Source organism: Erythrobacter aurantius, from assembly GCF_023823125.1.
In the GTDB taxonomy this organism is placed as follows: domain Bacteria; phylum Pseudomonadota; class Alphaproteobacteria; order Sphingomonadales; family Sphingomonadaceae; genus Erythrobacter; species Erythrobacter aurantius.
The window spans coordinates 1-13,550 of record NZ_CP090949.1 but is presented as its reverse complement, the minus strand read 5'-3'; the positions used below and the strand labels follow the sequence as shown (position 1 = coordinate 13,550).

General features: G+C 62.9%; 14 protein-coding genes. 5 read left to right on the top strand and 9 right to left on the bottom strand.

The genetic code is table 11. The features are described from left to right. Positions 1 to 28 precede the first annotated feature (28 nt). Positions 29 to 688, top strand: a complete 660-nt coding sequence (locus L1K66_RS00070) for a glutathione S-transferase family protein (RefSeq protein ID WP_252258903.1) — start codon at positions 29 to 31, stop codon at positions 686 to 688. Continuing rightward, entirely contained in the window at positions 685 to 1,560 is an 876-nt protein-coding gene (locus L1K66_RS00065) for a S1/P1 nuclease (RefSeq protein ID WP_252258902.1), read from the top strand. The genes L1K66_RS00070 and L1K66_RS00065 overlap by 4 nt, the downstream gene beginning before the upstream one ends. On the opposite strand, the gene L1K66_RS00060 is transcribed toward L1K66_RS00065, so the two are convergent. Continuing rightward, a complete protein-coding gene (locus L1K66_RS00060; RefSeq protein ID WP_252258901.1) occupies positions 1,557 to 2,165 on the bottom strand; it encodes a LysE family translocator in 609 nt (202 codons plus the stop codon). The two genes, L1K66_RS00065 and L1K66_RS00060, sit on opposite strands and share 4 nt — an antisense overlap. Positions 2,166 to 2,174: 9 nt before the next feature. Next, positions 2,175 to 2,642, bottom strand: coding sequence for a cupin domain-containing protein (locus L1K66_RS00055; protein ID WP_252258899.1), 468 nt, complete (start codon positions 2,640 to 2,642; stop codon positions 2,175 to 2,177). Positions 2,643 to 2,671: 29 nt separating this feature from the next. Between L1K66_RS00055 and dapE the strand changes: the two genes are divergently transcribed. Both dapE and L1K66_RS00045 read left to right on the top strand, forming a co-directional pair. Beyond that, positions 2,672 to 3,829 (top strand): succinyl-diaminopimelate desuccinylase, encoded by a 1,158-nt coding sequence (gene dapE, locus L1K66_RS00050; protein WP_252258897.1) that lies wholly within the window; start codon positions 2,672 to 2,674, stop codon positions 3,827 to 3,829. A gap of 5 nt (positions 3,830 to 3,834) precedes the next feature. Next, on the top strand, positions 3,835 to 5,091 hold the full coding sequence (locus L1K66_RS00045; RefSeq protein ID WP_252258895.1) for a dicarboxylate/amino acid:cation symporter: 1,257 nt from the start codon (positions 3,835 to 3,837) through the stop codon (positions 5,089 to 5,091). 100 nt (positions 5,092 to 5,191) lie between these two features. On the opposite strand, the gene nth is transcribed toward L1K66_RS00045, so the two are convergent. From nth to L1K66_RS00025, 4 genes are read right to left on the bottom strand one after another with little or no spacing between them, the layout of a single operon-like run. After that, a complete protein-coding gene (gene nth, locus L1K66_RS00040) occupies positions 5,192 to 5,842 on the bottom strand; it encodes an endonuclease III (protein WP_252258894.1) in 651 nt (216 codons plus the stop codon). Positions 5,843 to 5,852: 10 nt separating this feature from the next. Next, entirely contained in the window at positions 5,853 to 7,025 is a 1,173-nt protein-coding gene (locus L1K66_RS00035) for a M48 family metallopeptidase (RefSeq protein ID WP_252258893.1), read from the bottom strand. 34 nt (positions 7,026 to 7,059) lie between these two features. Next, positions 7,060 to 7,788, bottom strand: a complete 729-nt coding sequence (gene dapB, locus L1K66_RS00030; RefSeq protein ID WP_252258892.1) for a 4-hydroxy-tetrahydrodipicolinate reductase — start codon at positions 7,786 to 7,788, stop codon at positions 7,060 to 7,062. After that, positions 7,709 to 9,700, bottom strand: coding sequence for an acyltransferase family protein (locus L1K66_RS00025; RefSeq protein WP_252258891.1), 1,992 nt, complete (start codon positions 9,698 to 9,700; stop codon positions 7,709 to 7,711). Before L1K66_RS00025 ends, dapB begins: the two co-directional genes overlap by 80 nt. Before the next feature lie 43 nt (positions 9,701 to 9,743). Between L1K66_RS00025 and L1K66_RS00020 the strand changes: the two genes are divergently transcribed. Next, positions 9,744 to 10,448: an NAD-dependent deacylase gene (locus tag L1K66_RS00020; RefSeq protein ID WP_252258890.1), complete on the top strand. Its 705-nt coding sequence runs from the start codon at positions 9,744 to 9,746 to the stop codon at positions 10,446 to 10,448. 203 nt (positions 10,449 to 10,651) lie between these two features. Here the strand turns inward: L1K66_RS00020 and L1K66_RS00015 are convergent, their stop codons facing one another. The 3 genes from L1K66_RS00015 to dnaA all read right to left on the bottom strand — a co-directional run bounded on the left by L1K66_RS00015 (position 10,652) and on the right by dnaA (position 13,550). Then, the gene (locus L1K66_RS00015) at positions 10,652 to 11,434 is read right to left on the bottom strand and encodes a HesA/MoeB/ThiF family protein (RefSeq protein WP_252258889.1); all 783 of its coding nucleotides are present in this window, start codon (positions 11,432 to 11,434) and stop codon (positions 10,652 to 10,654) included. Then, a complete protein-coding gene (locus tag L1K66_RS00010; RefSeq protein ID WP_252258888.1) occupies positions 11,431 to 11,880 on the bottom strand; it encodes a DUF983 domain-containing protein in 450 nt (149 codons plus the stop codon). The genes L1K66_RS00015 and L1K66_RS00010 overlap by 4 nt, the downstream gene beginning before the upstream one ends. Positions 11,881 to 12,089: 209 nt before the next feature. After that, a complete protein-coding gene (gene dnaA / locus L1K66_RS00005; protein ID WP_252258887.1) occupies positions 12,090 to 13,550 on the bottom strand; it encodes a chromosomal replication initiator protein DnaA in 1,461 nt (486 codons plus the stop codon).

Below are 13,550 nucleotides of genomic sequence, written 5' to 3'. Positions count from 1 at the left end.
GCAGTCCCGCAAGGTGGAGCAGGCACGCATGAAGCTGATCATCGGAAACAAGAACTATTCGAGCTGGTCCCTGCGGGGCTGGCTCGCAGTCAAGCAGTCCGGACTGCACTTTGAAGAGATCACCGTCCCGATGCTGGGCGAACAATGGGACCAGCGCAAACAGAACGACGAATTCCAGCCGTCCAGCGGCAAGGTGCCGATCTTGTGGGATGGCGATGTGGTGGTGTGGGACAGCCTCGCCATCATGGAATACCTCGGTGACAAGGTCGGTCGGGATCGTTTCTGGCCCAAGGAAGAGGCCGCACGCGGCATGGCGCGGGCGATGGTGGCGGAAATGCACAGCTCCTACGCCAGCTTGCGCAGCGAAATGCCGATGAATGTGCGCCGCCGCATCCAGCTTCAGAATCTGTCCGAGCAGACCAAGGGCGAAGTCGTCCGCATCCTGCAGCTCTGGGCTGAGGCACGCGCTCGTCACGGCAGTTCAGGGCCGTTTCTGTTCGGCACTTTCGGGGCGGCGGATATTTTCTACGCTCCGGTCGTTTCCCGTTTCATGACCTACGGCATCGGCGTCCCGGGCTTCGCGCAGAGCTACATGCAGGCGATCTGGGAGCATACGTGGATGGAACAGTGGATCGGCGCTTCGGAGGAAGAGCAGTGGGTGATCGAGCAATACGAGAGCGTGGGATGAAGCACTTCCTTGCCGCCCTGTGCGCGCTTGCGCTGATGCTGCCCGCTCCGGCGCAGGCGTGGGGATTCTATGCCCACCGCAAGACCGCCGAGATTGCCGAGGCCAATGTCTCGCCCGAGGTCCGGGCGAAGATCGAGCGGCTGATGCGTGCAGAAAAGCTGATCGGCACGCCCGAATGCCCGCTCGCGACGATCGAGGATGCGAGCGTTTGGCCCGATTGCATCCGTCGCAGTTTCTGGCGCTGGGGCTACACCGCAGCATGGCATTACCGCACCGCGCCGATCTGCGAGGCATTCAATCCGCGTGCGAATTGTTCGGGCGGCAATTGCGTGACCGCGCAGATCGAACGCGCGCACCGGGTGCTTGCGGATGAAAGCCTGCCCGACAATGTGCGGCTTGAGGCGCTTGCCTTCATGGTCCATTTCGCGGGCGATGTGCACATGCCGCTGCATTCGGGCGACAAGGATGATCGCGGCGGCAACGACCGCGAAACCGATTACGGGATCGTGCCGAGCCTCAACCTTCACTGGATCTGGGACGGCCCCTTGGCCGAGCGCGCGATCAGCGATCCGGCGGACCCGGTGGTGCGCCGCTATTCGCCTGCCGAGCGTGGTGAACTGGCAGGTGGCTCTCCGGCGGATTGGGGCCGCGAAAGCTGGGAAATCAGCCGCAGCTTTGTCTATCCCACCGCTTTCGACACCGAAGATGTCTGCGACGGCGACCTGCCGATGAAGACTGCCCTGACTCAGGAAGACATCGTGCGCGGTGTTCCTATCGCCAAACAGCGGGTGCAGCAGGCAGGACTGCGGATCGCGGAGCTGCTCGAAAGCGCCTTTGCACCCGGGCCACTGCCTGAGCCGGAGCGGCGTTAAAGAAAGGCTTTGGCGAGGAACCACAAGCCCACGCCGAGCATCATCAACGCCAGCGTTCGCCGAACGATACGCGAGCGATTGCCGCTCATCAGGATCGGGCGAAACTGTTGCGCGCCCAGCACCAGCGCCAGATGAATGGCCGTGGCAATGACAACGCTAATGATGGCGAGGATCAGCGCTTGATCATAGCCCGGCCTGCCGCCCTCGACGAATTGCGGCATGACTGTAACGAAGAACAGCGTGGCCTTCGGATTGAGAAGGTTGATGACGAACCCGGCCACGAAGTTGCGGTGATCCGAGTGCCGAGGAGTTGCTGCAGGAGAACTTTCCCCGGCATCACGCCACGCCTGCCAAGCGAGGAAACCCATCATGCTTGCGCCAAGGACCGATATCGCCTGCGCGATCACCTCGCTTTGTTGCAGGATGAAGCTGGCGGCAAGCGCGCTTATCGCGGCGTTGGCGGACAGACCCAGTGCGATTCCGCCAATCGCGGCCAATCCTGACCTGCGCCCTTCGGCAATGGTGAGCATGACCAGCCAGCCCATGTTCGGGCCGGGCGTGAGTTCGATCAGCAGAACCGCAAAGGCAAAACCGAGAATGTCCATGCGAGCAGATCAGGGCAACCGCTGGGTCGGGTAGGGCGTGCCATCCTTGCGGAAATAGCCATCCGCATTGAAGACCATGTCGATATCCGAATAGACGCCGCTATCCGCCTCGCGCGATCCGGCGCTTATGGCGATGAAGACGCAATCGGTATCGGTGCGGTTGTGCAGCCGGTGCCCGTTTTCGACACCGGCTGCCCATGCCAGGACTTCGCCCGCTTTGACGATGGTTTCCCCTTCGTCCTCGATCAAAACAGCCTCACCCGCCAACATCACCACCAGTTCGTCCTGCCCGTGGTGCCAATGCCGCTGCGAGGAATATGCGCCCGGCTTCAAAACGACGTGGCTCGCCCCCATCATCGTCAGCCCGCCTGCGGGTGCAAGCCTGCGCCACCATCGCCCCTCAACCTCTGCATCGAAGGGCGCGGGATAGCCCGTCGCGTTCGATTGAGGGATTGCATCAAGATCGAGCTTGGGCATGGGGCACTTCTCCTGCTAGCAGTGCCATCATGAGCGACGCACTCGATTACGCCAAGCGCCTGATTGCCGCGCCCAGCGTTACCCCCGCAACCGGAACGGTTTTTGACGAGCTGGAGGCCATGCTCGCCCCGCTGGGTTTTGACATCCACCGGTTTTGCCGTGGCGAAGGCGAGGAAGGCAGCGACGAGGCTCCGGTTGAAAACCTGTTCGCCATTCGCCGTGGCCCCGAAGGATCGAAGCATTTTGCCTTTGCCGGGCATCTTGATGTGGTTCCTCCGGGTGAAGGCTGGCACACCGATCCGTTCGAGCCGACGATCGAGGGAGAGCTGCTCTACGGTCGCGGCGCGGTGGACATGAAGAGCGCGATCGCCTGCATGGTCGCCGCCGTTGCCGATGTGCCGCAGGATGCGGGCACAATCAGCTTCATCATCACCGGGGATGAAGAAGGCCCGGCGCTGCATGGTACGCGCGCGCTGATCGACTACATGAACGCACAAGGGATCCGGCCCGATCTGTGCCTTGTGGGCGAACCCACCAGCGTCAACCGTCTGGGCGACATGATGAAGATCGGGCGGCGCGGTTCGGTCAACATCTGGCTGACGGTGGATGGCACGCAGGGCCATGTCGCCTATCCGCACCTCGCGGACAACCCGATTCCCAAGCTGGTGGCGATGCTGGCGGAACTCGATTCGCTGGTGCTCGACACCGGAACCGACTGGTTCCAGCCGTCGAACCTCGAGATCACCGACATGGAAGTAGGCAACAAGGCGCACAATGTCATCCCGGCGCAGGCCAAGGCGCGCATTTCGATCCGCTTCAACGATCTGCATTCGGGCGCGAGCCTGTCCGAACGCGTGGTGGCGATTGCCGAGAAGCACGGCGGCACCGCGCTGCCGATCATTTCGGGCGAACCGTTCCTGACAGAACCGGGCGCGTTTTCGCATATGCTCGCTAATGCGATCGAAGCCGAAACGGGTTTGAAGCCCGAACAATCGACCACCGGCGGCACGTCCGATGCGCGTTTCCTGCGCGCCGTTTGCCCGGTGATCGAGTTCGGCCTGTGCAACGCGACCATGCATAAGCGCGACGAGGCAGTAGCCATACCCGACCTTGATGTGCTTACTCGCATCTACACACGCGCGGCGCTGGGGGCGCTGGCGCTGAAAACAGAACACGAAGGGGCGTAGTCCACATGAAAGCCTGGTTTGCAATTCCGCTGTGGCAGCGGGTTATCGCGGCGCTGATCCTCGGCATCATCGTCGGCTATGTCTGGGGACCGGGTGCGGAAAGCATCAAGATCGTTGGCGACATCTTCATCGCCTTTATCAAGATGCTGGTTGTTCCGCTGATCTTCTTCAGCCTCGTCGCGGGCGTCGCCAGTATCGGCGATCTTTCAAAACTGGGCAGCGTCGGCTGGCGCGCAATGCTGTTGTTCGTGGTGACCGGGCAGATGGCTGTGTGGCTGGGCCTTGCAATCGGCACATTCTTTACTCCGGGATCGGGGCTGGACACCTCAAGCATGCAGCTCGACGCCGCCGCGCTTGAACGCGCGCAGGCCCGGCAGCAGGACGGGGTGACGATATCGCAGATGATCCTTGAAATGGTGCCGTCCAGCCCGGTGCAGGTGATGGCCGACGTCAACGTCCTGCCGCTCATCATCTTTTCGCTGCTGATCGGGATCGGCATCCTGATGGCCAAGGAAGAGGGCGAGCCGGTGCTCAAGATCTTCGATAGCGGCAGTGTGGTGATGCAGAAGGTCACGATGATCGTGATGGAGCTGACCCCCTTCGGCGTGTTCGCGCTTATGGCATGGGTGGCCGGCACGCTGGGGCTGGAGGCGTTGCAGGCGCTCGGCATCCTCGTGTTCCTGAATTACCTCGGCTGCTTCCTGATCATCGGGCTGATCTATGCCGGGATGATCAAGTTCTTGGCAAAGCTGCCGGTGATCGATTTCTTCCGCGGCATCGTCGATGCGATGGCGGTTAGCTATTCGACTGCCAGTTCCAATGCGACGCTCCCCGTCACGCTGCGCTGCGCTAGGCGCAACCTCGGCGTGTCGAACTCGGTCGCGAGCTTTGTCATTTCGCTGGGCGCGACGATCAACATGAATGGCACGGCGATGTATCTGGGCCTTGCAACGCTGTTCGGTGCGCAGGTGTTCGGCGTGGACCTGTCATGGGGCGATTACGTGATGATCTCGGTGCTGGGAACGCTGGGCGCCATCGGCGCGGCGGGCATTCCGGGTGCGGGCCTGATCATGATGGTGCTGGTGTTCGGCGCGGTCGGCGTGCCGCTTGAGACGATTGCGCTGGTAGCGGGCATCGACCGGATCATGGACATGATGCGTACGACGACGAACGTCAGCGGTGACGCAGCAGTGGCTACCACGGTAGCGAGCATGACGGGCGAGATTGACCGGGCAGAGATGATCTCGGCGGACGATGTTTGAGCACCCATGGTCATTCCCGCGAAAGCGGGAACCCAGAGCGGGACTTGTGCAAGGTTCGGCTGGGGCTCCGCTTTCGCGGGGATGACAGATGGGGAGAACCCTATCGCCCCCTCGGCTTCTCCAGCACCTTCTTTCTGAAGCTGCACAAATCCACTTGCCCGCACCGCCAGCACTCCGGCGTCCGCGCCTTGCAGACATAGCGCCCGTGCAGGATCAGCCAGTGATGCGCGTGCAGCCGAAACGGCTGCGGGACGCGCTTTTCCAGTTTTGCCTCGACCTGCTCGGGCGTCTTGCCCTTGGCGAGGCCGGTGCGGTTGCCGACGCGCAGGATGTGGGTGTCGACCGCAAAGGTTTCCTGCTTGAACCAGCAATTGAGTACCACGTTCGCCGTCTTGCGACCGACGCCGGGTAGCCGCACGAGGTCTTCGCGCGTGTCGGGCACTTCGCCGCCATATTCGTCGATCAGCAATTGCGAGAGCGCGATCACGTTCTTCGCCTTGGAATTGAACAGGCCGATCGTCTTGATGTGATCGATCAACCCATCGAGCCCCAGGTCGAGCATTTGCTGCGGCGTTTGCACCTTGGCAAACAGCGCCCGCGTCGCCTTGTTTACGCCCACGTCGGTCGCCTGCGCGGACAGGGCGACAGCCACCACCAGCTGATAGGCGTTGCCATATTCCAACTCGGTCTCAGGCTCGGGATTGTCCTCCGCCAGACGGCGGAAGAATTCGAAGATCTGGTCCTTGGTCATCTGGTTCGGTTCATTCGCCGCCGTTCGCGGGCGGGTTTGCGGCTTTCCACTCCATCGCGGCGCGCACCCGGTTTTCGACCGTGGGATGGGTGTAGAAGATCGCCTCTTCCACCGGCCCGGCCTGCGGATACCGGTATTCGGCGGTCTTTATCAGCGCGCCCGACAGCGCATCGGGCAGGTTTACCGTCTCCAGCGAATACTGATCCGCCTCGCGTTCCCCGACGCGGGTAAGCGTGTTGGTGATCGGCTGGGCGAGGGTGAAGAACAGCCCCACAACAAACAGGAAGACGGGCAGGCCGCGCACATCGTCAATCGGTGCGGAAATGCCGAACAGGCGGGCGAAGAAGGGGTATGTCCGCGCCGTCAGGAAAAACACCGCCACCGCCAGCACCGACAGCACGCCGATGGAACGCCACACATGGCCCAGCACGTAATGGCCGATTTCATGCCCCGTCACCGCGCGCACTTCGTCCAGCGAAGCCTCTGTCAGCGCGACATCGGATATCGCGATGCGGGCTGATCCGCCGATGCCGGAAACATTGGCGGTGAAATTGTTCGACTGGCGCGATCCGTCATAGATGAAGATGCGGTCTTCGGGGATGTCCGCCTCTTTTGCCATAACGAGGATAGCGTCGCGCACTTCGCCTTCGGGCACGGGCTGGTAATCGTTGAACAGCGGCTCGATCACCACCGGCGACAGCAGCAGGGCGGCGGAGATGGTGACGGCAACCAGACCGCCCGCCCATGCCCACCATGCACGGCCCGCACGGCGCAGCAGGAAATAGAGGCCGATGAAGAACAGCCCGCCGATCACGCTCGACAACACCAGACCTATCGCACCCTGCGACAGGAAATCGCCAAGCGGCTGGCTGGTGCGGCCGTATTCGGTTTCCCTCCACCAATCGGTGTAGAGCGCATAGGGCAGGGTCAGCAGCGTGCTGACAATGGTGAAGGCAATCGCGACGAGGAACACGCGGGCATTCGTCCAGCGGTCGCTCAGCATGGCATGGACCTTGTCCAGCACTCCGCTTTTCACGACCACCCAGGTGACGAGCGCGGAGACGATCAGCCCCCACAGGATCAGCCAGTGATTGCCCAGAGTATAGGCCCGCGCGAGTTCCAGCGCCTCCGGCCCGAGCGAATTGATATAGGCCTGCGTCGCCGCCTGCGGACTGTCTGCCACGTTACCCTCCATCCCTTATTGTCGTTATCGTTGGTCAGAGGCCAAGCACATCCGCCATCGAATAGCGCCCCGGATTTCGGCCAATCAGCCATTGCGCTCCACGAACGGCGCCGCGTGCGAAGATCATCCGGTCTTCGGCTGAATGCGACAGGGTGATGCGTTCCTGCTCCCCGGCGAAGATCACGCTGTGCTCGCCCGCAACCGTGCCGCCGCGCAATGTGGCAAAGCCGATGTGGCCTTCGCCGCGTGGCCCGGTGTAGCCATGGCGGCCGCTCTCCATATTGTCGGTCAGATCGATCCCGCGCGCGTCAGCGGCGGCCTGACCCAGCAGCTTGGCCGTGCCCGAGGGCGAGTCGACCTTTGCGCGGTGGTGCATTTCCAGCACTTCGATATCCCAATCGCTTCCCAGCCGCGCGGCTGCTTCGCGCACCAGATGGGCGAGCAGTGTTACACCCAGCGAAGTGTTTCCCGTCTGCAGGACAGGCACCGCCTTTGCCGCGTCGTCGAGCATTACGAAATGCTCCGGCTCCAGTCCCGTGGTGCCGACCAGTATCGGGATGCCCGCGACCTTCGCCGCGCCGAGGTTGGTCTGCAGCGCGTCAGGGGCGGAGAAATCGACGATCACGTCGCAGCGGCCAACCAGCGGCCCCGGATTGCCGCCGACATCCACGCCGACGCACAGGTTATGGCCGGCTTCCTCGATAGCCTGCGATAGCGCTTGGCCCATCCGGCCCTTGTGACCGATCACTGCAAATTGTGCCATTCCGACGATCTCCAGCCTCCGCGCGGGCATTGCAGGGCAGTTCGCCTGCCAGCTGTCCCGCCGCATGATGACCCAGCAGGAACCGCGCGCCTGCCAGGCTCAGATGATGGCTGTCGTAATAGAGCGGCGTGTCGCCCGCAACGATGATCGTCCGGCCATCGCGGCTGAGGTGATCGAGCGGTTCGATGATCTGGGCGCCTTTCGCTTTCCAGGCCGGGTAGTTCTGCGTGAACCAGGCGGTCGCTTCGGCAAAGCCGCTGGCGGAACGCGTAGGCACCCCCGCGCCTTCAAGCGCGAGCAGACGTGGAACCGATTGTCGCTGCGACGGGATCGGGCCGATCAGCACCACTTCCTTGCCCAAGGCGAGCAGTTCGTCGAGCGTGCGTCCGATATGATTGTCGATGCGCGCCTCGCGGTAATTGTCGCTGACCCAGTACCCCGCGAGATAGACCTTCTCGATTGAAGGTGCCGCCGCGATCTCGGCCATCACATTGCGATTGAAAACTGCGCAATCCGGGTCCTTCGCAGGATCATAGCCTAGCGCGGGCGGGCATGATCCGCGGGTGCGCTGGCCGACCGACTGCCCGCGCTGTGCGTATTGCTCGCCCAGCACCCATGCGATTTCTACTCCGTGGCTGTCGCCCCAGACGATGGCGCTTGGGCTTGCATCCGCCCCCAGCGTACATTCGTCCGAGAACTCGGAGACCCGCGTGACCGTACAAAGGGCGCGCGCCGGGCTGAAATCGCCGGCAGCGCGTGCGAATTTGAGTGTGCGCTCGTCAAAGCGGCTGTCCCATCCCCCTTGCATCACCAATGCCAGCGCGGCCGCCGTGGCAATCCCCATGCCGCCTGCACCCCAGCGCCAGACGCGCTGTGTGGGGAAGCGAGCCTTGCTGCGGAACGGTTGTTCAATCCAACGCCAGCTGGCCCATGCAATCGCTATCGACGCCGCTATCAACCCGGTGGAATGGCTGGCGGTCTGTTCCCCGTCAAAGCCGTATTGCCAGAACACGATCAGCGGCCAGTGCGACAGATACAGCGAGTAGCTGATCAACCCGATCCAGACCGGGCCTTTGAGCGAAAGCAGCCTGCCGGTCCATGTCCCCGGTGCGCAATGGATCAGTGCCGCGGCGGCAAGCACGGGGGCGAGGGCAGCCGTGCCGGGAAACACGGTGTTGTAATCATAGCTGGCAGTTGCCCAGACGATCGCGGCCAGGGCGACGGCACAGATCGCTTCCGCCAGCCAGCGGTTGCGGATCGCAGGCACCGCGCCCAGCGCCAGCAGCGATCCGGCGAACAGTTCCCATGCGCGGGTGGGCAACAGGTAGAAGGCAAAGCCGTCGGTATCAGCCTGTTTCAGGACCGCCCAGCCAAAGCTGATGACGGTGAGCGCGATCACACTCTTCAGCCGCCAACCCGGCGCCAAGCGGGCGACAAGGATCAGCAGCACAGGCACGCCGATATAAAACTGCTCCTCCACCCCCAGCGACCATGTGTGGAGCAGCGGGGTCGTTTCGGCCGTTGCCTGAAAATATCCGGTTTCGGTGAACAGCCAGACGTTGGCGAGGAAGAAGATCGCGGCCAGCGCCGACGGGCCAACCTTTTCGAAATCGCTGGGCAGGAACAGCCAGCTTGCGCCCACCAGCACGAAAGCGATCATGGCGAGCAGCGCGGGCAGGATGCGGCGCGCGCGGCGTTCGTAGAAGGTGAGGATCGAAAACCCGCCCGCGTCAATCTCGCGCGCGATGATCCCGGTGATCAGGAAGCCGGAGATGACGAAGAAGATATCGACACCGATAAATCCGCCTGAAAATCCCGGCACGCCTGCATGATAAAGCAGCACGGGCAACACCGCGAGCGCGCGCAGCCCGTCGATATCGAGGCGGTAATCGGAATTGGCATTCGCGCTCATGGTGGCTTGCGCGTTAACGCAGAATCGTAAACATTCCGGCCACATGGCAGACCGACCAAGCAGCATCGTGATCCTGACCGGCGCAGGCATTTCCGCCGAGAGCGGGATCGACACTTTCCGGTCTGCCGGAAGGCTGTGGGAACAGCACCGGGTGGAGGACGTCGCCACGCCTGAAGGGTTCGCACGCAATCCCGATCTCGTGCTGGGCTTTTACGACGCGCGTCGCGAAGCTCTGGGCCGGGCGGAGCCGAACCCGGCTCACGTCGCGCTGGCACGGCTTGAACGCGAGTTTTCAGGCGAACTGCTGCTGGTGACACAGAATGTCGATGATCTGCACGAACGCGGCGGTTCGGCGCGGGTGCTGCACATGCATGGCGAATTGAAGAGCGCGCTTTGCACCTCTTGTGAAATGCGCAGCCGCTGGGACGCACCGATGATTGACCGTCCGCCATGTCCTGTCTGTGCCGCGCCGACGCTGCGCCCCGACGTGGTGTGGTTCGGAGAGATGCCGTACCAGATGGGACGCATCTACCGCGCGCTGGAAAGCTGCGACCTGTTCGTCAGCATCGGCACCAGCGGCGCGGTCTATCCCGCGGCGGGTTTTGTGCAGGAAGCACGGGCGAATGGCGCGGCGACGCTGGAGCTGAACCTTGAGCCGAGCGAGGGCAGCCACTTCTTCAGCGAGAGCCGACACGGCCCGGCAGGCGAACTGGTGCCGCAATGGGTGGCGGAGGTGCTGGGTGCCTGAAGGCCAATGCTGCACCTGCGAAGGAAGTTGACAAAGGCGACACGGTGAAATGCCGTCTTCTGCGTGATTTGATAATAATTTACAGCCACTTGCTCGGAAAAAGCGAAATTGACACTTCTCCGATTTTTAAAAAATTCCGGGCGATCCACAGTATGAAAGAGCATCACCGGCAATGACAGCAATCGGGTGAGTAGGAAAGCGTTTCAGCTTGCCCCGCACCCCTTGCAGCCCGGGTCTTTCGCGATGGTCAGCGTGCGCATTCCCGGTTGCATGCCGTCGAGGATGTGCAGCTTGCCCCACATCGGCTGGCCGAAGCGGCTGACGCCCGTCAACAGCACGCGAACCGCCTGCATCGCGGCAAAGCTGCCGGTCCACCCGGCCATTGCGCCCAGCATGCCGTCTTCGGCGCAGGTGTCGCAATCTTCGGCATCGAAGGCATCGCCGACAAAGCAGCGATAGCAGGGGGAAGCGGGCAAATGTCCGGCAAAGGCTCCGACCTGCCCCTGAAACCGTCCCACAGCCGCCGAAAGCAGCGGAATGCCCGCCTGCACACAGGCATCCGACACCGCCAGCCGCGTCGCGAAATTGTCGGTGCCGTCGAGCACCAGATCGGCGCCCGCGATCAGGCTGGCGGCGTTATCGGGGGTGATGCGGCTGTCGCTCAGCGTGACTTCGAGCGCATCGTCGAAATTGGCGAGCCAGCGGCGCGAACTGGTTGCCTTGCCGTGGCCGACATCGCGGGTGGTGAAGATCGTCTGGCGTTGCAGATTGCTGGCATCAACCACATCGTCATCGACGAGGGTGAAGCGCCCGATCCCGGCGGCGGCGAGATATTGCAGCGCGGGGCTGCCGATCCCGCCGAGGCCGATCACCGCGACATGCTTTCCCGCCAGCGCAACCTGCCCCGCGCCGCCCACTTCGGGCAGCACGATATGGCGCGCAAACCGGTCAAGCCGAGCCGGGGAAAGGGAAGGGGGCGGGCTCACGCGTCCCCCGTGGTTTCTGGCCCCGTGGTTTCAGGCGCGGCGGCGGGCCGCTCCTGCACGAAAGCGCCCACGCCATACCACCACAGGAAAGCGATCACCGCTCCCTTGGTCGGTTGCAACATCGCGATCAGCATCACCACCGCCACCGGCAGCATCACCGCAAGCGTGACCCAGGCCGAAAGGCCGAGCGTCGCGATCATGAAAATGATGACGGGGGCAAGCAGATGCCCGACCACGAAGATGCCGATATAGGCAGGGAAATCATCGGCCTGCTGCACCGACCAGTCCTGACGGCAATGCGCGCAGGTATCGACCGGCTTCAGCCATTGGCGGAACAGCGGCGCCTCCCCGCAGCGCGGGCAGCGGCAGCGCGCGCCCCGCACCAATGCTGCGCCCCATCCGGCGGGCAGGGCGATTTCGGCGGCGGGGCGCAGTGCGGTATCCATGGCGCAACCTGTTGGCACCGTTTGATTGGCGCCTCAAGTGCCGGCGTTCGCTTCCGCTCACTTGGCTTTCCTCGCACATGCGGTTTGCGGTCGACGGCCGTTGATCGGGCCGTGCAAATCGGGTGCATGACATGTGCATAGCCTGTCGACAGGGCTGTTGATGGCCCTGTCGATCAAGCTGTGCGGATCATGTGCAGATTGTGTGCGAATTAACTTTCGAGTTGCCGTAAAAGGCTGCGCACATCGCCGTCCATGTCGGCATCGCGTTGGCGCAGGTCTTCGATCAGGCGCACCGCGTGGATAACCGTCGAATGGTCACGCCCGCCGAACTTGCGCCCGATTTCCGGGTAGCTGCGCGGGGTCAGCACCTTGGACAGGTACATCGCCACCTGACGCGGGCGCACCACGGCGCGGGCGCGGCGCTTCGACGACATTTCGCTGCGGTCGATGCGATAGAACTGGCAAACGGTACGCTGGATCTCATCGATGGTGATCCGGCGGCGGTTGGCCGAAAGGATGTCGGTAAGCTGTTCTTCTGCCAGTTGCAGCGAAACCTCCTGACCGGTCAGCTGGGCATAGGCGATCAGCTTGTTCAGGCCGCCGACCAGTTCACGCACGTTGCGCGTGATGGTGCGGGCGAGGAATTCGATCACGTCTTCGGGCACCGACAGCGGAGCAAAGCGCGACAGCTTGGATTCGAGGATCTTCTTGCGCAGCTCGATATCGGCGGCCTGAATATCGGCGACGAGGCCCATCGACAGGCGTGAAAGCAGACGCGGTTCGACGCCATCTAGCGCCTGCGGCGCACGGTCGGCAGCGAACACCAGACGCTTACCTTCGGCCAGCAGCGCGTCGATCGTGTAAAGCAGCTCTTCTTGGGCCGAAGCCTTGCCGATGATGAACTGGATATCGTCCACCAGCAGCAGATCGAAACTGCGTAGGCGCGCCTTGAACTCGATCATCTGGTTGGCTTTGAGCGCCTGCACGAATTCGACCATGAAGCGTTCGGCGCTGCAGTAGAAAATGCGCGCGCGGGGGTGGGCTTGCAGGAAGCCGTGGCCGATGGCATGCAGCAGGTGCGTCTTGCCCTGACCGGTCGCCGCCTTGAGATACAGCGGCGAGAATTGCGGCTGTTCGGTCGCCGCCATGCGTTGCGCCGCGTTGCAGGCGAGCACGTTCGCTTCGCCGGTGACGAAAGCCTGAAAGGTCAGCGATGGGTCAAGCCCGACCGAGCTGGTGAACCCAGCATCGCCGATCGTGCCTGCAGCAACCGCAATCGCGCTCGCGCCGTCATTGGCGGAGCGGCGGCCATCGTCGAGCCGGAGTTCGGGCAATTGGCGGCGTCCGGGATGAACCTGAATGTTCACGTTGCGCACGTCGCTGCGCATGATCTTCCATGCGAGTTGCAGGCGATCGTGGAATCGGTCCTTGACCCAATTGGCCGAAAACTCCGTCGGCAGGAACAGGTCGAGCGTTCCGTTTTCCTTGTTGATGCCGCCAACCTGGATCGGCTTGATCCACTGGCTGTGAAGCTGGTGACCAAGATCCTTGCGCAGGCCCTGGCTGATGTCGGCCCAATCGGCGGCCAGGTTCACTGCTTCGGCATCTTCCATCAAATCTTCGTCCGAGCTGCGGCGCGTGGACCGCGCCTTGTCAATTTTCTGCACCAT